Raw genomic sequence first — 18,388 nt, 5'->3', positions numbered from 1 at the left:
AAAACCCCGCGGTGAGAGCCGCGGGGTTTTTAATTGAAGTGAGGAGCGGGAAGGGGGCGCCTCTCGTTGGCGCCTTGCCGCGCTTCGAGTTTGCAGATCGTCTTAGTTATTGCCCTGACCGACGTTAAGCGCCTTGAACAGCGGTGCCACGTAGTTGACCTCCTGGCCAGACGTCGGCGTGGTGCGGCTGATGAAGTCGAAGATCCTGCCGTCCTGCAGCCCGTAATTGGCAAGCTTGCGCACCTGGCGGTTCTTGTCGAAATAGATCGCGATGACCCGCTGGTCGATGATCCTGTCGTTCATGAACGCGACCGGACGCGAGGCGCGCTGCGAGATGTAATAGAAGACTTCGCCGTTGAGGGTCGCGACCGTGGAGGGGGTGCCCATTACGATCAGGACCTGATCCTGGCTCGCGCCGATCGGAATCTGTTCAAGCGCCCCGACGGGCAGGACGTAGCCCTTCTGGAACTGCTCGCCGGCACAGCCGCCCAACGCCGCACATACCAGGGCAATGGCGGCAGCCGCACGCAGACCTCGCCAACGCGCCGTCAGGCCGCGCGGAGAGCATGTCTGTGAGCGTGTCTGGATCGGCTCAATCATTTGGGAAATGGTCCCATCCCCTTGCATCGGGTGAGGCGTTGACGTACCGGGCAGCACGCTGGATTGCAACATGCGCGGGCGCCCAAGACACAAACCTTGGGGCTCGCTTGCGGAACCCACAATGCTTTGGCCGTTCAATCACTTCAGGAAACCCCGGGCACCCCTGCGCGGCACCATTGAGGCCATCTATGGCATGATCGTGACACAGACGCGAGAACCGTTGTTTTATCAGGATTTGGGCGTGCCAGATACGGTTAACGGCCGTTTTGACCTCTTGGTGTTGCATTTATGGATCGTGTTGCGGCGATTTAAATCACTTCAGGGCGGTGCGCCCCTTTCCCAAGCGCTGTTTGACCGTTTCTGTGAGGATATGGACGCCAATTTGCGGGAAATGGGCGTCGGCGATATCACCGTCCCCAAGCGCATGCGGGCCTTCGGTGAGGCCTTTTACGGCCGGGTCGCGGCCTACGACGTGGCGTTGGACCAGGGGCAGGAGGCGCTGGCTCAGGCGCTGTGCAAGAATATTCTCAACGGCGAAGGCATCGCAAATGCGCGGCGGCTGGCCATCTATGCCGAGAAGGTCATGGCAAGCCTGGCAGGCATAGACCAGACGGCGCTGTTGGGCCCAGCCTGGACATTTCCCTCGCCAGCGCAAGCGGGCGCGGAGCCATAAACAGAAACGATTGATACGATGATTACAGCAGATCCCTGGAGCGTTCCCGTCGTGGTGGCGCAACTACCCGATACCGGATTGCACCGCGACATCGAAGCCGATCCGGCCGCGCGCGCGTCGATGGCTGAAGTCGCCGGCTTGCGCGAAGTGCTGTCGGCGAGTGCCTCGCTCGACGTAACGCCCCAGCGCGGCGGTCGTTTCCACGTCACGGGCCATGTGCGGGCGCGGATCGGACAGACCTGCGTGGTGACGCTCGACCCGATCGAGAACGAGATCGACGAGCCGATCGATCTGGTGTTCGCGCCGCCGGATCAGATTCCGCAATTGTCCGATCTGGTCGATGACGCCGCCGAAAGCGTCGTTGAGATTCCGGATCCGCCGGAGCCGATCGTCAATGGCGTCATCGATCTCGGCCGGCTTGCGACCGATGCCGTTTTTTTGGCGGTCGATCCCTATCCGCGCCGGGCCGATGCGGTATTCGAGCCGCTGATCGAGGCCGCCGACCCCGAGGATCATCCGTTCGCCGCACTCAAGGCCTTGCAGGTCGACGCCAAGCCCGGTGGTTCCAAGAAACAGCCGAGGAAGCCCGGGGGCGGCAAGCCCGGTTGATGGGTGGTTGCAAGGCGGTTGTGGCGCGCATACCGCAATAGGGTGGATATGCGCTTAATCCAAAAATTCGGCTTAATGCCTTGAATCAACTTGAATTCTTCGCATATATCGAATCCGGTCCGGCGCGACACGGGCTGCAAAAGGCGGCGGTCAAGAGGTTGTGTCGGAGCGGGGAAACGCTATTGTCGCGGCCCGGCTTGGGCGCAGCTTCGCGCTCTGCCGATCGCTGCTATCGCTAGCGAAATACAGTCCGAGGCCAAGCGCTTCAAGTCCGCAAGAGATCAGGTTTCCGGGACGTTCATGCCTCAAAAGGTTCGAATCGCGCTTGACGCCATGGGTGGCGATGTCGGCGCATCGGTCGTCATTCCCGGCGCCGCAATTTCGTTGACCCGACATCCCGACACCGAATTTTTGCTGTTCGGCGATCAGGCGTTGATCGACGTAGAATTGGCGAAGCATCCGGCGATGAAGGCCGCATCGCGCGTGATCCATACCGATGTCGCCGTCAGCATGCATGACAAGCCCAGCCAGGCGTTGCGCCGCGGCCGCAAGTCCTCGTCGATGTGGCTGGCGATTGAGGCCGTCAAGAAAGGCGAGGCCGATGTCGCCATATCGGCCGGCAATACCGGTGCGCTGGCGGCGATGGCGCGGTTTTGCCTGCGCATGCTGCCCGGCATCGATCGGCCGGCGCTTGCAGCGATATGGCCCACGGCCCGCAGCAATTCGGTCGTGCTCGATCTCGGCGCCACCATCGGTGGCGATGCGCATCATCTGGTGGCCCTGGCGGTGATGGGCAGCGCGATGGCGAGCGTGCTGTTCGGCCTCGAGCGGCCGACGGTCGGTCTGCTCAACATCGGGGTCGAGGAGATCAAGGGACGCGAGGAGATTCGCGAGGCTGCGGAATTGCTGCGCGCGATGAATCTTCCGCAACTCGAATATATCGGGTTCGTCGAAGGCGACGGCATCGGCAAAGGGGCCGCTGACGTGATTGTCGCCGAAGGATTCAGCGGCAACATTGCGTTGAAAGCGGCCGAAGGCACCGCGCGCCAGATCACCGAATTCCTGCGCAGTGCGATGGCAAGCACCTGGCGCTCACGGATCGGCTATCTGTTTGCAAAGAATGCTTTCAAGTCGCTGCGCGACAAGCTGGATCCTTCGAAGTCCAACGGCAGCGTGGTGCTTGGCCTGAACGGAATCGTCGTCAAGAGCCATGGTGGAACCGACGCCGAAGGCTTTGCCTATGCGGTCGATGTTGGCTATGAGATGGTCCGCTACGATCTCCTCACCAAGATCAATCAGATGCTCAATCGCGACGGCAGCGCGCTGGTTCCGGCGCCGACCGCGCAGGAGGCTGTCTCGTGACTGCGATACGTTCGGTCGTGCTCGGCTGCGGTTCCTATTTGCCGCAACGGATCCTGACCAATGCCGAATTGGCGGCGCAAGTAGATACCTCAGACGAGTGGATCGTTCAGCGTACCGGCATTCGGCAACGCCATATTGCGGCCGAAGGCGAGTTCACCTCGCATCTGGCGCTTAACGCCGCGCGCGCGGCACTCGCCAATGCCGGGATCGATGCGCAATCGATCGATCTGATCGTGCTGGCGACCTCGACGCCGGACAATACGTTTCCGGCGACGGCGGTCGCGGTGCAGAACGGGCTGGGGATCAACCACGGCGCAGCCTTCGATCTGCAGGCCGTATGCTCCGGGTTCGTGTTCGCGCTGGCCACCGCGGATAACTTTCTGCGCACCGGCGCGTTCAAGCGGGCGCTTGTGATCGGTGCGGAGACTTTCTCGCGCATTCTCGACTGGAGCGATCGCGGCACCTGCGTGCTGTTCGGCGACGGCGCCGGCGCTGTGGTGCTGGAAGCACAGCAGCAGCCGGGCAAGCCCTCCGATCGCGGCATCCTGACCACGCATCTGCGCTCCGACGGCCGGCACAAATCGAAATTATACGTCGATGGTGGACCGTCTTCGACCCGCACCGTCGGGTTCCTTCGGATGGAAGGCCGCGAAGTATTCAAGCATGCGGTCGGCATGATCACCGATGTGATCGTCGATGCCTTCGAGGCCACCGGCACCAGCGCCGAGGACATCGACTGGTTCGTTCCGCACCAGGCCAACAAACGAATCATCGATGCTTCAGCGCACAAGTTGCATATTGCGCCGCAGAAGGTGGTGCTCACGGTCGACCTGCACGGCAATACATCAGCGGCCTCGATTCCATTGGCGCTATCGGTCGCGGTCGCCGACGGGCGCGTGAAGAAGGGCGATCTGGTGCTGCTCGAAGCCATGGGTGGTGGCTTCACCTGGGGCTCGGCACTATTGCGCTGGTAAGCGTCACGTTAAAATGTTTATCTATATTGCGACCTCTTTTGATGTTGTTTCATGCTTTTGAATCGATGAGCGCTGTTGACCATCGCTTGTTAAGCTCATAATTTCAGATACATATTGTTCGCCGTGAGTTGGGGCAGGCGATGACTGGAACCGGAAAAACCGTTACACGCGTTGATTTGTGCGAGGCCGTCTACCAAAAGGTGGGCTTGTCGCGCACGGAGTCGTCTGCGTTTGTCGAACTGGTGTTGAAGGAAATTACCGACTGCCTTGAGAAGGGTGAGACGGTGAAGCTTTCATCATTCGGCTCGTTCATGGTGCGCAAGAAGGGTCAGCGCATCGGCCGCAATCCCAAGACCGGCACCGAGGTGCCAATTTCTCCGCGTCGCGTGATGGTGTTCAAGCCGTCGGCCATTCTGAAGCAGCGGATCAACGGCCACAGTGCCAGTAACGGCGACGGCAACGCCGACTGAATTCCTTCAACCGGGGCGAGCAGAGGAGCGAGCATTTGGACAAGGCGCCGGATGCGTTCCGAACCATTAGCGAGGTCGCCGACGACCTCGATATTCCCCAGCACGTCCTGCGGTTTTGGGAGACACGGTTCACCCAGATCAAGCCGATGAAGCGTAGCGGCGGCCGCCGCTACTATCGCCCCGATGATGTCGATCTGCTGCGGGGCATCCGCCGCCTGCTGTATGGCGAGGGCTACACCATTCGCGGGGTGCAGCGCATTCTCAAGGAGCATGGCATCAAGTCGGTCCAGGGGCTGATGGACGATACGTCTTCGGTCCCGTCTTTCGCCATGATCGACTCAGCCTTGCACGAGGCTTTGCACGAGCCGGAAGAAGAGGGCGATGACGAGCCCGATATCGATGCCGAGGACGACGAGGAAGTAATCGAGCCGCCTGCGCTGGTGCGGCGTGCGCCGGAGATTGCCTCGCCGTCCCCACGCGTCGATCTGACGCCGAGGCCGCCGGCAGTACCGATGGCAACCCCGCGGGTGGAAAATGCCGCCGTCGCGCGCAAGCTCGATACCGCGAAGCTGGAGGCAGCGCTGCGGGACCTGCTTGCCTGCCGGCAATTGCTCGATTCCGCGCTCAAGGACGGTTAGGGCGTGGGTTCTGGTTGAACCGGTATCACCCGGGATCACGTGCATGGCGGGCTTTTGCTCCAAAACGCCCCTCGGTGCCTGGGAACCGAACTACTCCCGGGCATGGAAGCATCCCGCCGATCAGGCCTGCCGGCCGATCGCGCTTCTTGCGCGCAAGCCTGATCGAAGCTAATGGAACGGTATCGGAGCGTGGCGCAGCCCGGTTAGCGCACTAGTCTGGGAGACTAGGGGTCGGAGGTTCAAATCCTCTCGCTCCGACCATTTAAAACCCTCGGGATATAGGGCTTTCTTGCTGTTCGTCCCTTCTGCCGGGAAGGGTAAAATGGCGAACAGATCACGGCATAATCCCCGAAATCACGACATAAACCACCGGAAATAACCGGGCGCCCAAACGCCCCGGCGGCATCCGGGAAGGACCTGTCTGTAAGGGTGATATGTGGTGAAATAAAAATGCCCCGGTGTTGATGCAGGGCGTCATTTGCGCGGCGGTGCTTGCGGAAGGACCCGAGCAGAACAATCTAGCGTTCTTTTGGCGCACTGCTGTTGCCTTCGAAGAAGCGTCCGACACCACAGGAGACCACCGTGCGAAAGACTATTCTCAGTGTTCTCGGTGCGACCATCCTTGCGGGCTCACTGATGCAGACGGCTGTAGCTGCTGAACACCATCACCGCTCAACGAGGGTGGACCGTGCGCCGCGCAATGCCGACGACCAGGCGGCTGGGCTTTCGCCGGCGCAAGCGAACGTGGAGTATTGGCGGGCTCGCGGGCTCTCGTCAGGAGGCCCGTCAGCTCTGCGTTACTAAACCGACCGCTGAGTTGCCCCAATAGGCTCGCATGAACGCGGCGCGACGGGCGCGCAGCGATATCCGGCGCGGCGCTTGCGCGCGCCGTGAATTGCCGACGCAGCAATCAGACGCCGCCTGGTGCCACGTAGCAATAAACGTAATCGCCCCGGCTCAGGAAAATGATCCCGTGACCGGTCGGATTGGACTGGTCGTATTTCAGCTTGTGGTTCGGGATCACGAACCTGGTTCCGATATCGATGTGCTTGCGCCTGAGTGGTTCGTCAGGTCTCGAGTCGGTAATGATGGCGACATATTTATCGCCATCGACTTCAAACGAGTCCGCCCAATAAGCATCCGCTTCGCCGCAACATGAGACGGCCGGATTATCGGGCTGCATCAAGGCCTGATACCATTCTCGCACACCGGGGTCTGTCGACTCCCATTGCCCGAGATCACGCGCACTCGCTACGCTCATCAAGCAACCGAACGCTGTACAAAGGACGAGGCGTTTCATGCCGCACTCCTGAGTTTCCCAGCCAGCTTATTCAAAGCAATGTTCGTGCCGCGAATCAGTTCGTGTGATAGCTTAAGTTAAAATATTACGACGCGGTGGCCGCGCTAATTCTTTTGGCGTTCAAGTTCCATATTGATCGACGCCTTATCTTGGCCATTTGCGGCGACTCAGATCAGTGCGGCCGCTTGTCGCGCTGTTCTCGCTGACGTGAGAGTGTTGCAGTGAGCCGCGCGCGTGATCAAGCGGCGGCTATTTGTTATAATTACGACACGATTCTCGTTCACGGATCACGGATTTTACCAATGACCATTATCAAGTCGGGGGATCTCGTGGTGTTGAAATCCGGTGGCCCCACCATGACGGTGGATACGGTCAACACGGATATCTTCGACGACAATAAAATCACCGGGATACTCTGCGTCTGGTTTGTCGGCGAGAAACTCGAGCGGGCGCGGTTCGACTATGGGGCCATCGAACCCGCGCCGTTGCAGAAGGCGCCTGCGGTGAGAGAAGGGCGTCCGGAGGAAGCGAGCGGCGAATACAAGATGGTTCTGGATGAGATGGCCGCGGCGATGAACATCCCGGCCGATGCGGAGCAGGATAGATCAAAGCCGGCTGCCAGGCGGCCAAAGCGCGTGGCTGCCTCCAAGTACAAAGATCTCGCCGCGTCGCCGGCTGTGAACGGCGTCCCGAGCTGATCGATTCCGTATTACTACGTGATTTTGTTGTTGCGCGATTCTGGCGCGTGGATGCGCGTGTGCGAAACGGGCTGTACTTCCCACGTTTCGAACAGGGAGAGGGGCGTCAAAAAGCTGCGCTGTCCTGGAACACATAGAGCGCGATCAGGGAAATGGTAACGATCGTCGAAAATACGGCGATCACCATCGTCCAATCGATGTGCTTTTTCGAGCGGCGTCCGATCATCAAAATCGTCGCCAGGGCTTTGAACCCGGTTTTCCGCATCTGGCTCACCGCTCCGCTTCGCGGGTGATCGACTGCGCGGCCAAAGCCTAGCATTTTTCCAAGGCGATGCGACGTTTTCCTGCAACCTGAGGGTTTCCAGCCATTGCTGGGGTCCGGGTACGACCCCGGTTTTTCCGGCTGCGTACGGCCCCGTCAATTCCCCTGTATGATCGCCTTTTAGTTGGCGATACCGCGGCCCGGTGATATGAAATCGGCAGGAGGGAGCCTACGCATGAAAGTTTTTCGAACCGCCGCCTTCATCGCCTTCATGATGGCCGGGCCGGCTTACGCGCAAACCAACAAACCGCCCGCTCCGGCGCCGGAGCCCCCGAAGTCGCAGTCAGAGATTGACGCCGATAGAGCCGCCGACAAGGCCTACAAGAGATCGCTCGGCAACATTCCCGACAAGCCGCCCGCAGATCCCTGGGGTATCGCGCGCGACGCCGATGAGCCCAAGGCTGCAACAAAAGTCCAGACCAAGCGGACCAAGACCGGCACCACGGCAAATTAAAGATCGAGTGAGCAAACGTTGCAGGCCGCGGCGATCACCGCCGGCCTGCAGCAGCACTTCTCGTCGCTTTACAGCGTCTTCAAATATTCAATGAGGTCGAAGCGCTCTTCGTCGGTTAGCAGGCGGCCGATGACGCCCGGCTTGCCCGGACCCGGCGTCCCCTCAAGCGAGTGGCCAAGCACGCTGTTGCCGTTAACAGCCGAGCCGTCCGGCGCCGTCACCGAGAACAGGGTTTCGCCTTTGGCGCAACTGGTGGTCACGCTCAGGCCAACGTGCTTCGGATCGAAATCGCGTGAGCCAAGGCAGAATTGCGTGGGACGCTCAGCCGCGGGCATCAGCATCAAGTACAATGACGGCACCGAGCCATTGTGAAGGTAGGGAGCCGTTGCCCAGACGCCGTTCAGCGGGCGCGCGCGATAATGCGGTGACTGCACGCTGACGGGGTTGGGGCAGTTCTTTCGAGCGGCCTCCCAAAGGGTCGCGCGATCGGCTTCCGGAATGTGGTGATCGTCCATCCATTTACGGCTGGTGCGATCGACCACGTCCATAAGCGCGATCGAGAACGGCGTGCTGGACGAAGGGTAAGGCTTCAGGCCCTGACATCCCCAGCTCTTTGCCAGATCCTCCACCGCGTCCATTTTCAGGAAGCCGGGAATGTCGACCATTCGTGAGAACAGAACATTGGCCTGCGCGGGGTCGGTCCCCATGCCGGCCACTGTTTTCTGGACCGGCGTGAGCACCGCGGCTTTGGCGTCCCATTGCGGCGAAGACCAAAAACTTTTCTCCGGGAATTGCTTGTCGAAGGCGGGATCATTGACCGGCCCAAGGTGACACTCGGCGCAAATTTCAGCGTAGAGCGCGCGGCCCTTGGGCACGCGCGTCTCATTGATCTTCCAGGCGTCGTCATTGGGAAATAACTGGGACGGCCACTTCGGCGCCTGCAAGCCGCCGAAGTTCGGGCCGGTGAGCTCCGGACCGCGCAGCATCGCTTCGATGCGAACCAGGTTTTCGAGCGCCATGGAGGAGCGGAACAGATTTTCAGGCGCATAATCAGGCGAGAGATTCAACAACGCAAAAACCCCGAGCGCTTCACCGGCGTTGCGGATCAAAGGCTGTTCGATCGAGGCGTCGTATTGCGCGAACAGAAACCATGGCACGGTCCAGATCGGCGGGAAGCTGACCGGCGCGTCCTGCGCGTGCAGGTTCTTTTCAAACCCGGACAGACCGGACACGGCGAGATCGGTGGCGAAAACCTGATTGCCGATCCGGTTCAGCGCATCGAGCCGCCCGAATCCTTCCTCGGTATTCTTCTGATGCAGGTCCGCGACCGCCTTATCCAGGGCATTAGCCTGAGCAAGTAGCTTGGCGCCGAGCGCGGTCAGATCCGCCTTGAGCTTGTTGTAGTCCTCCGGGACGATATCGGGGCCAAGCACGCGCCTCGCGAAGCGCGGGAAACGTCCGGGTATGTTCAAGGTGTACCAAACGGACAGGCCGGTCGCGAGTTCGAGCTTTCGCAGGTCGACCATGGCCGGCCCGCCGTCGAAGCGCACGCTGACATCCTTGTAGCGAATGCTTCCGGTGTGACAGGCCGCGCAGGTCAGTCCGATCTGATCAGGGACGGGAAGACCAGAGCCGGGGTCGGTGGCGGCGGTCAAGCGTGCGAAACCGACCGGCAGACCGTCAAAATTCTCGACCTGCGTCGCCCGCAAGCCGCCAACCGATTCGGGCGCCGGCGGCGCGTTGGATGAGGCGGGATAACCAAAGCGGCGCAGACTTGTTGCGTCGGTGTGGACGGATTTCGGGCTGGGCAGGAATCCGAACCGTTCGAGATAGGCACTGTCACTGAGCAGGCCGGGCTTGGTGAACAGATGAAGGCCAGGCTGTTCCAGCGCAACAAACCAGTCATAAGGCACCTGAAAGGTCGCGGTGCCCTGGCTGGCATGATGGAACCAGTGCCGGTCTTCCGTCGTCCAATTCTGGTCGAGCCATGCTGCTGACTTTGCCGGCGCGCGATCTGGTAGAGGGGGCGGCAGTAATTGCGCGATCTTGGTCGGCAGGATTTTCTGCATCTGATCGGGGAGTTCGATCATCGCTAACGCCAACGCCAGGAGAGCCAATACGGCTACGCCGAGCGCGTTCTTGACAAAAACGCCGAGCGGATTCGGGGCGGGCGCTGGAAGGCGCGCGGCGATCCGCTCAGGCAACCGGCGTTCGACAAACAGCGTTCTGACTTCCGCCACACTGAGGTAACGGTCGGCGCCTTCGCCCTTGCCCATGATATCCAGCAGGACAGGCCATTCGCCGTTCATCAACTGCCGGTCGAACCACCGCCTGTGACCTTTGGCGCGTTCGAAATTCGCATCCATGAAAGCCTTGATTTCCGGGGCCGTCAGTCCGCGTTCGACTCCGCCCGATGGATCAGGCCGGTCCTTTCCGAATTCGGCGAGGCGCGCAATCTCCGTTTCGTCAACATGGGCGTTCACGTCGAGGATGCGCGAACCGACGCCATGCTTGTCGAGCGGACCGTTGCGCAATTCGTCGAGCTGCGCGCCGGACCACCAGCTACGCAACAGACGCAGCGGCCTCAGGCCATTCGCGATCAACGCGACCTGATAGGTCTTCAGGCCGACGATCGCTTTGTTCAGCCCAGTTGTGCCGCTCGCAGCCTCGACGGTTGCGGCCAGCCTCGAAAGCGGCACCGTGTGGCCGCCGACGAACCCTTCCGCAACGGCCGCGCGCAAGAACGGGCATGGATTATTGGACGAAATGGCGATGGGCCGGGATGGCGTGCGGTCGTCGGGCATGAAGCTCAATCCTGAATAGCGCCGAATGATAGGGCTGGATTGTGAAAGGAAGCAGTTTGATTTGGAACGAATACAAAAGAACTTGTCGCCGGTTTCTCTACCTCAGGATGTATCGGAGTTTTGGCAGTATTTGGCGCCGTGTCAACTTTAAGTCATGTCGACCGGCGTCATGCCAATGGACGAATGCTCGCGGTTCGTGCCGGCTTTCGCGGCGATTTGAAGTTCGTGCGGCTCAGGCTGTGCGCTTTGAGGCCGACTCGGTGGCCGCCAGTTTGCGCAAGGGAACGCCGGCTTTCAACAGGCCGTCGCGGTAATGCGCGATGTCGGCCGGATTCTTCCAGCGGAAATTCCGCAGATGCCGCTCAACATTCAGGTCGGGAAAATTGTTTTGCAGAATTTCAGCGGCCGTTGCCGCTTCCTCGGTTCGATCCATCTGCGCCAGTGCGGCGGCGCGCACGGCCAGCACCTGAAGATGATTGGGATTCAAATACAGAGCTTCCCGCGCCCAGGATAGTGACGCGTCATATTGTCCCAGCAAATAGTGGCTGAACGCATTCATGGCCGACCATTGATATCGGGGATCGGTGTTGCCGCGCTGCACAGCCATGGAAAACAGTTCGATGGCCTCGCGATACTCGCCGCTGACGAAGTGACATATTCCAAGAACGCCGCGAGCGCCCATATCATAGGGGTTCAACTCGACCGACTTGTTCGCAGCCTCCATGGCGGCATCGAAATTTCCGCCCATCGCCTGCATGTAGGACAGCGTCGAAAAGGCGTAGGAGGAGCGGGGATCGAGCCGAACGCTGCTTTCCGCAAGGCTCATGGCCTCGGCCCACAATCGGCTGGTACTTTTGATCCATCCATAATGCACGCCTTGCACCATGATGGTGGCGAGATAGGCGCGGGCAATCGAAAGCGCCGGATCGAGCGTAACGGCTTCCCTGAACAGGCTGATCGAGGTTTCGAAATCGGTTTTGGTCTGCCGGTAATAGTGTGAAAGCCCTCGCAAGAACCGGTCCCATGCAGTCAGATCGGTGGACGACGACCGCGCCGGGGCAGAAGCTTCCGCACGATAGATCTCCGGAGCCAATGCCGCGGACAGGTTTGTGGTGAGTTCATCCTGCATGGCGAACAGGTCGCCCATGTCGCGGTCATAGCGGCCGGTCCATAATTGCTCACCATTTTCAGGGGCTATCAGTTCGGCCGTTACCCGGATTTTGGTTCCGGCGCGCCGTACCGAACCCTGGATCAAATAGGTCGCGTCGATCTCCCGCGCGATCAGGCGCGTGCTGAGGTTTCTCCCCTTGAACGAAAAAGTCGAACTCCTGCTCAGCACCCGATAGAACGATTGCAGCGAAAGCGCGTAGATCAAATCCTCGGTCAGTCCGTCGGAAAAATATTCATCCGTGCTGTCACTGAGATTGGTGAACGGAAGCACGCCCACGATCGCCGTTCGATATTCCGCCGGCAGGTTTGATGGGGTCCGCGGTTGGAGATCGCCAAGTTCGGATCCCCCCGGTTTCCACGCCCAGATGCCGACCGGCTCGGGGATGTTCTTGAAACGATGACTGCCGGTGTCGACAAAGGGGGCGGTGAGATGTTTGCTGGCCTCTCGATAGGCCTTTGCCGAAACGGCGACGCCGCCGGGGGCGGCTACGGTTTCAAGGCGGACGGCGATGTTGACATCGTCGCCGAAAACATCGTTGTCGTCGGCCATCACATCGCCCATGTGGATGCCGAGACGGAACTGCATGATCCGCTCGGCTGGGAGATGATTATTTCGTTCAGCCATCAGTCCTTGCATTGAGATCGACGCCTCGATGGCCCCGACGACGCTTGGAAACTCCAGCAGGAAACCGTCGCCGGTGTTCTTCACCAGCCGGCCGCCGTGATTGAGAATGATCGGATAAACGGCGCTGCGATGGGCCTTGAACGCAGCATGGGTGCCGGCCTCGTCGATCCCCATCATGCGCGAATAACCGGCGATGTCAGCGCAGACTATGGCGGCGAGGCGTCGTTCCATCTCCTTTCATCTCCTGTGCCGCTGAACGGGTGGATATCACGGTACGTGGTCACTCGACCGAAGCCAATGCTTTTAAGACACAAGCTCCCCCACGGAAACCGGACATAGGTGAGTGGTAATACCGCGCCTTTTACGAAAGATTAAACCTGTCTCACACCCAGTCGATCGGACCCGCATTCCATCAGGGCATTCCGCTCGAAACTTAAGCAGCTTCTGTCACATTTATCCGTGCACAATGGCCTTTGCGATCATGCAGTGGATGCCCTTGGAGCCGTTCACGGTCTGCGTCACCCGCAAGTCGGCGGCCAGGCTGCAGAGGGTGTAGGCGTCCTCGCGCGACAGATTTCGCTTTTCGCCGATCAACACAATCATGTCACGCAACGCCCGCACCACGCATTGATCGAGATCAGGATCCATCGCCATCGTCATGTAATGCGTCGGCGTTTCGGCGCGGGGATATTCGAGCCGCAGATCCTTGCGCACCGTCAGCCGAAAACGCCCCTGCAGCGCGGTTTCGATCGCGGTGACACAGACCTCGCCGTCGCCTTGCACACCGTGGCCGTCGCCGCAGGAAAATAGCGCGCCCGGCACGAACACCGGCAAATAAAGCTTGGCGCCAGGCGTCAATTCCTTGTTGTCGAGATTGCCGCCCATCGCGCGCGGAACCAGCGAGGTGATGCGGCCCCAGGCCGGCGGCGGCGCCACGCCCATCACGCCGAAAAACGGCGCCAGCGGCAGATCGAGCCCCCATGGCATCCGGCCGACCATCCGCGTCTGGTCGAGTGGAATATTCATCAGCCGCAGTTCATGGAAATCATCGGGCAGCGTGCCGGCAAGCGGCCGGATCATGTTGTAACCCCAGTCTTGCCGCAGCTTGACGTCGAGAATCTCGACTTCCAGCACATCGCCGGGCTCGGCGCCTGTGACCGCGACCGGACCGGTCAGGATATGGCCGGGTACCATCCGCTCGCTTCTGGCATGAACATCCGCAAGTTCGGGCGGGACATGAAATTTGCTGCGATCCGGCACCATTTCCGGGCCGCCGGTGATGGTGTCGATGGTCACCTCATCGCCGCTGGCGATGGTGAGCACGGGTTTCAGCTTCGCTTCGAAGAAGCCCCAATGACAGGTCTCGGGGCTGGAATGCAATTGGTGATGCGTCATGACGGGGCTTCTTGTTGGGGCGGGGGTCGCGTATGACGCTGTACCAGACATTCCCAGAGGCCTCTTGTGTTTTTTTTCTTCTCCAAAACGCTCGGCATCATGTCGTTGCCGGCCAATTTCCTGATCGGCATTGGGGTTCTCGGCGCGATCCTGCTGGCCACGCGACGGGCGCGTCTTGGCCGCCGGCTCCTGGTCGCTTCGGTCGTACTGCTGGCGATATGCGGTTTTTCGCCACTGGGGAATTTACTGCTCTATCCGCTGGAGCACCGCTTTCCGCCATGGGACGAGACGCGCGGCGCGCCGGACGGCATCATCATCTTAGGGGGATCGATCGAGCCTGAGCTTTCCGCCGCGCACGGCCGAGCAGCCGTGATGTATGCGGCCGATCGCTTGATCGCTGCAGTGGCTTTGGCTCGTCGCTATCCGAACGCACGCGTCGTGTTTTCCGGCGGAAACGCCAATCTGATCGCGGACGATACGGCGAAGGAAGCCGATTATGCGTTGCCGCTGCTGGAAAGTCTTGGCATCGCCAGAGAGCGACTGACGATCGAGCGGCTTTCGCGCAATACCCGTGAAAATGCCGAATTTTCGAAAGCGCAGATCAATCCGAAAGATGGCGAGCGCTGGCTGCTGGTGACTTCGGCCTTTCACATGCCGCGCTCTGTGGGTTTGTTCCGCAAGGCGGGATTTGCCGTGGAGCCCTATCCGGTGGACTGGCGGGTGGGCAAGCCCGCGGATATCCTGAAGTGGGCGCCGGTCAGTCTGGAAGGGCTGAAACGCACCGACATTGCGATGCGCGAATGGATCGGCCTTACCGTCTATTGGGCCACCGGCAGGATCGATCAGTGGTTTCCGGGGCCGGCGCGAGGTTAGCGGCGCGGGTCGCAACATCGGCGCAATCGGGCTAGGATTGGCGCCAGAGGGAGTCCACGCCATGCAGCAGCAAACACCGCCGGAACCGTTCGATCTGCCCGCTCTGGTGGCCGATCTGAATAGCCTGCTGCGGCTGAAAACCACCGTGATCGGCATGAAGATGTTCGCAAGCGTCGACGAGATGGCGGCGATACCGAAAATCAGGCGGCCGAGCGCGGTTCACACCACCGACCAGATCGTCAGCATGGCCTCGCGGCTGGGATGGACGGTCGGCATCACGGCGGACGATCTCGTCGGCGCGCAGTGCCGCGCCGTGATCGGGCTTGCGCCGCAGGATGAGAAGTGGCTCGCCGGCCAAGCCTATGTCGGCGTCTGGCATGAGAACGCCGAGGATGCGCGCAAGCGGCAGGAAGCGCTGGATGTGGTGCCGCACGGCCAATACCAGGCGTTGGTAGTTAGTCCGCTGGCCTCCGGCCGGCTCAACCCACCGGATATTTGTCTGGTCTACGCGACGCCGGGCCAGATGATCATTTTGATCAACGGGCTTCAATATACCGGCTACAAGAAATTCGAATGGGGCGTGGTCGGCGAGACCGCCTGCGCCGATTCATGGGGGCGGGCGCTGAAAACCGGAGAACCAAGTCTGTCGCTGCCGTGCTATGCGGAGCGGCGTTATGGCGGCGTGCCGGATGAGGAGATGCTGATGGCGCTGTCGCCGGCGCATCTCGCCAAGGCGATCACGGGGATGAAGGCGCTGGCCAGGAACGGCCTGCGTTATCCGATCGCGCCTTATGGAATCCAGAGCGATGTCCGCGCCGGCATGGGTGTTTCCTACGCCCAAAAATAAGCCGATAAGAAGCCCGCCGCGCTTTCCAACCTACTCGTAAAACCTGCAGGAATTGAAGATGAAGCCTTCGTCGAAATTCGACATCGTTGTTTATGGCGCCACCGGTTTCACCGGCCAGCTCGTCGCCGAATATCTCGCGGCGCATTATTCGGGCGAGGGCGCGCCGAAATGGGCGATGGCTGGACGCAGCCTGGACAAACTGGCCTCGGTGCGCGACGCAATCGGCGCGCCAGCCGATACGCCCTTGATCATCGCCGATGCCAGTAAGCCAGAGTCGCTGAAAGCCATGATCGAGCAGACCCGCTCCGTGCTGACGACGGTCGGCCCGTATCAGCTCTATGGTTCGGAACTGGTCGCGGCCTGCGCTGCCTCGGGCACGGATTATCTCGATCTCTGCGGCGAACCGGTATGGATGCGCCAGATGATCGACGCGCATCAGGCTGCGGCGCAATCGAGCGGGGCGCGCATCGTATTTTCCTGCGGCTTCGACTCGGTGCCGTTCGAACTCGGTACCTTCTTCGTCCAGGAAGAAGCCAAGCGCGTGCTCGGCGGACCTGCGTTGCGCGTCAAGGGCCGTGTGCGCGACATGCGCGGCACGCTGTCCGGCGGCACGGCGGCAAGCGGGCGCGCGACGTTCGAGGCCGTCGCCAAAGACCTGAGTCTTGTGACCATCCTGAACGATCCATTCGCGCTGACGCCGGGCTTTACTGGCCCGAAGCAGCCGAAAGGCAACCGGGCGGTCTATGAGGAAGACATGCAATCCTGGGCGGCGCCCTTCATGATGGCGTTGATCAATACCCGCAACGTCCATCGCGCCAATATGCTGATGGGCTTCCCCTATGGGCGCGAGTTCATTTACGACGAGATGGTGTTGACCGGTCCCGGCGAGAAGGGGGAGGCCAACGCCAAGAAGGTGATGGCTGCAAATTCCGAGAAGACAGGCCCGAACGCGCCAAAGCCGGGTGAGGGACCATCGAAGGAAGAACGCGAGAACGGCGGCTTCGATCTGCTGTATGTGGCGATCGCGCCCGATGGCCGGCAGGTCCGCGCCTCCGTGAAGGGCGATCGAGATCCCGGCTACGGATCGACGTCGAAAATGATCTCGGAATGCGCGATCTGCCTGCTGCGCGACACGCCGGAAGTCTCGGGCGGCTTCTGGACTCCCGGCGCGGCGATGGGCAACGCCCTGATCAAGCGGCTGGTCGATCATGCCGGGCTGACCTTCGAGGTGGAAACGTAGCGACGTAATCACGGCGGCTCACGCGGCGCGTGGGTCGCCTTCCGCCATCATCGCCGGTTCGGCGCTTGTTCTGTAGGACTGCTTGTAGGGCTGTGCGGCGGCAAACATGCCCCACATCGCGCCCAACATCATCCAGAAGTGCCGCCAATGGTCGGTATCGATGATGAAGCTCTCGCCGACGGTCCCCAGAAAGGCCGCGAAGATCGCGAGATAGGCGCGTTGCCACGGCACCGGCGTGAACACGTGCCGGAATCCGAAGATCACCGTGATGAACACCAGCGTCGGATAGCAGAGACCTGATATCCAGCCGCCGGACATAAAGGCGTTCAAATAGGAATTGTGGGTGTCTTCGGGGAAGTAGTTGTGGAACTGCAGCGGACCGATGCCGAAAGGCAAATCGAGCGCCATGTCCGCGCCGAGGATGTGCCGTCCGAACCGCCCGAAGCGGCCTTCGTCATAGCTTTGATCGAAGCTGGCGCGCTGCTGGAACATGTCCCGGATCGAATCGAACGACAGCAGCACCGCGATCAGCAGCATCACGAGAATGACCGCGACGACCGACATCACGATGATGCGGGAGCGTTGCGCGCGGGACTGGCTGGTCAGCACCATCAACGCCAGCATGAAGGCCGAGGTGATCGCGAGTCCGCCCCAGGCCGCGCGCGAGAACGCCAGCAGGATCGCCAGCGCCATGATCGCCAGCGCGATGGTGCTGCGGAACGATTTCCGTAATTTATCAGTCACGACGCTTTGTAGTGCGAACAGCGCGGGCAATATCAGGAACGCGCCGAGCACGTTAGGGTCCTTGAAGGTGCCGCGCGCGCGTCCATACAGCGTCAGCAGGTCGTAGCCACCGGGGACGAGATTGAGATAACCGGCAATGCCCGCTACTGAAGCGATCACGCCGCCTACGATCAGGCCGCGGCGCAGCATGTCGAGCCGGGCCGTCGTGTCTTCGGACAGCACCATCGCAAAGAACATCACGGTAAAAGCCATATACCATGATGTTGCGATCCAGTTGCTGACGTCGGATTTGTCCAGAAACGGGATGGCGCCGATGCTGTAGCCGATGTTGAGCGAGACAAGCAGCAGCAGCAGCGGGATGAAGACCAGCCGCATCCGCAATCCCGTCGCGAAGAAAAGTACGGTGGCCGTGAGCGTCGTCAGCTCGTAAGGGCTGGGTTCGATGAAGACGATCGCGCCGGATGCGCCGACCAGCCACACCAGCGCCCGCTGCAGCGCGATCACGCGCGGCGCTGACGTCATGGATGGAGGAAATCCCTCGGCTGTCGCCGTATACGACATCAGGCGCTCGCAGATTTGCACAAACCGGG

18 protein-coding genes and 1 tRNA gene are annotated in these 18,388 nt (G+C 60.8%); 12 read left to right on the top strand and 7 right to left on the bottom strand.

Features of this window, described 5'->3' with window-relative positions:
• Positions 1–102: 102 nt before the first annotated feature.
• Entirely contained in the window at positions 103–600 is a 498-nt protein-coding gene (gene bamE / locus HB676_RS24640) for an outer membrane protein assembly factor BamE (RefSeq protein ID WP_249780452.1), read from the bottom strand.
• Positions 601–721: 121 nt separating this feature from the next.
• On the opposite strand from bamE, the gene HB676_RS24635 reads away from it, so the two are divergent.
• The 7 genes from HB676_RS24635 (at position 722) to HB676_RS24605 (ending at position 5,587) form a co-directional block, all read left to right on the top strand.
• A complete protein-coding gene (locus HB676_RS24635; protein ID WP_213741049.1) occupies positions 722–1,273 on the top strand; it encodes a ubiquinol-cytochrome C chaperone family protein in 552 nt (183 codons plus the stop codon).
• Between the two features lie 18 nt (positions 1,274–1,291).
• Entirely contained in the window at positions 1,292–1,882 is a 591-nt protein-coding gene (locus HB676_RS24630) for a DUF177 domain-containing protein (RefSeq protein WP_213741048.1), read from the top strand.
• Positions 1,883–2,182: 300 nt separating this feature from the next.
• Complete coding sequence (gene plsX, locus HB676_RS24625) at positions 2,183–3,244, top strand: phosphate acyltransferase PlsX (RefSeq protein WP_213741047.1); 1,062 nt, start codon at positions 2,183–2,185, stop codon at positions 3,242–3,244.
• Positions 3,241–4,218, top strand: a complete 978-nt coding sequence (locus HB676_RS24620; protein WP_213741046.1) for a beta-ketoacyl-ACP synthase 3 — start codon at positions 3,241–3,243, stop codon at positions 4,216–4,218. The genes plsX and HB676_RS24620 overlap by 4 nt, the downstream gene beginning before the upstream one ends.
• Positions 4,219–4,358: 140 nt before the next feature.
• The gene (locus HB676_RS24615) at positions 4,359–4,688 is read left to right on the top strand and encodes an integration host factor subunit alpha (RefSeq protein ID WP_213741045.1); all 330 of its coding nucleotides are present in this window, start codon (positions 4,359–4,361) and stop codon (positions 4,686–4,688) included.
• Between the two features lie 35 nt (positions 4,689–4,723).
• Entirely contained in the window at positions 4,724–5,326 is a 603-nt protein-coding gene (locus HB676_RS24610) for a MerR family transcriptional regulator (RefSeq protein ID WP_213741044.1), read from the top strand.
• A 183-nt stretch (positions 5,327–5,509) separates the two neighbouring features.
• Positions 5,510–5,587, top strand: a tRNA-Pro gene (locus HB676_RS24605).
• Positions 5,588–6,236: 649 nt separating this feature from the next.
• Here HB676_RS24605 and HB676_RS24600 read toward each other — a convergent pair.
• Positions 6,237–6,626 carry a hypothetical protein gene (locus HB676_RS24600; protein ID WP_249780444.1) on the bottom strand — a complete coding sequence of 130 codons (390 nt, stop codon included), beginning with the start codon at positions 6,624–6,626 and terminating at the stop codon, positions 6,237–6,239.
• A gap of 221 nt (positions 6,627–6,847) precedes the next feature.
• Here HB676_RS24600 and HB676_RS24595 point away from each other — a divergent pair, with 221 nt between their 5' ends.
• Complete coding sequence (locus HB676_RS24595; RefSeq protein ID WP_213741043.1) at positions 6,848–7,324, top strand: DUF2158 domain-containing protein; 477 nt, start codon at positions 6,848–6,850, stop codon at positions 7,322–7,324.
• Positions 7,325–7,430: 106 nt separating this feature from the next.
• Here the strand turns inward: HB676_RS24595 and HB676_RS24590 are convergent, their stop codons facing one another.
• Positions 7,431–7,589 carry a hypothetical protein gene (locus HB676_RS24590; protein WP_213741042.1) on the bottom strand — a complete coding sequence of 53 codons (159 nt, stop codon included), beginning with the start codon at positions 7,587–7,589 and terminating at the stop codon, positions 7,431–7,433.
• 232 nt (positions 7,590–7,821) lie between these two features.
• On the opposite strand from HB676_RS24590, the gene HB676_RS24585 reads away from it, so the two are divergent.
• Entirely contained in the window at positions 7,822–8,100 is a 279-nt protein-coding gene (locus tag HB676_RS24585; protein WP_213741041.1) for a hypothetical protein, read from the top strand.
• A 68-nt stretch (positions 8,101–8,168) separates the two neighbouring features.
• Here HB676_RS24585 and HB676_RS24580 read toward each other — a convergent pair whose 3' ends face one another.
• The 3 genes from HB676_RS24580 to HB676_RS24570 form a co-directional block, all read right to left on the bottom strand.
• Positions 8,169–10,904: a di-heme-cytochrome C peroxidase gene (locus tag HB676_RS24580; protein ID WP_213741040.1), complete on the bottom strand. Its 2,736-nt coding sequence runs from the start codon at positions 10,902–10,904 to the stop codon at positions 8,169–8,171.
• Positions 10,905–11,136: 232 nt separating this feature from the next.
• Complete coding sequence (locus HB676_RS24575) at positions 11,137–12,930, bottom strand: tetratricopeptide repeat protein (protein ID WP_213741039.1); 1,794 nt, start codon at positions 12,928–12,930, stop codon at positions 11,137–11,139.
• 222 nt (positions 12,931–13,152) lie between these two features.
• Positions 13,153–14,094, bottom strand: coding sequence for an acetamidase/formamidase family protein (locus HB676_RS24570; RefSeq protein WP_213741038.1), 942 nt, complete (start codon positions 14,092–14,094; stop codon positions 13,153–13,155).
• A 66-nt stretch (positions 14,095–14,160) separates the two neighbouring features.
• Here HB676_RS24570 and HB676_RS24565 point away from each other — a divergent pair, with 66 nt between their 5' ends.
• The 3 genes from HB676_RS24565 to HB676_RS24555 all read left to right on the top strand — a co-directional run bounded on the left by HB676_RS24565 (position 14,161) and on the right by HB676_RS24555 (position 17,054).
• Entirely contained in the window at positions 14,161–14,967 is an 807-nt protein-coding gene (locus HB676_RS24565; RefSeq protein ID WP_213741037.1) for an ElyC/SanA/YdcF family protein, read from the top strand.
• A 61-nt stretch (positions 14,968–15,028) separates the two neighbouring features.
• Positions 15,029–15,814, top strand: coding sequence for a DUF169 domain-containing protein (locus tag HB676_RS24560; RefSeq protein ID WP_213741036.1), 786 nt, complete (start codon positions 15,029–15,031; stop codon positions 15,812–15,814).
• Between the two features lie 58 nt (positions 15,815–15,872).
• On the top strand, positions 15,873–17,054 hold the full coding sequence (locus HB676_RS24555) for a saccharopine dehydrogenase NADP-binding domain-containing protein (protein ID WP_213741035.1): 1,182 nt from the start codon (positions 15,873–15,875) through the stop codon (positions 17,052–17,054).
• Positions 17,055–17,072: 18 nt separating this feature from the next.
• On the opposite strand, the gene HB676_RS24550 is transcribed toward HB676_RS24555, so the two are convergent.
• The gene (locus HB676_RS24550; protein ID WP_213741034.1) at positions 17,073–18,359 is read right to left on the bottom strand and encodes an O-antigen ligase family protein; all 1,287 of its coding nucleotides are present in this window, start codon (positions 18,357–18,359) and stop codon (positions 17,073–17,075) included.
• Between the last annotated feature and the right edge of the window lie 29 nt (positions 18,360–18,388).

This window comes from Bradyrhizobium sp. dw_411 (assembly GCF_018449695.1).
Lineage (GTDB): Bacteria > Pseudomonadota > Alphaproteobacteria > Rhizobiales > Xanthobacteraceae > Bradyrhizobium.
This window is presented reverse-complemented; position numbering and strand designations above follow the sequence as displayed.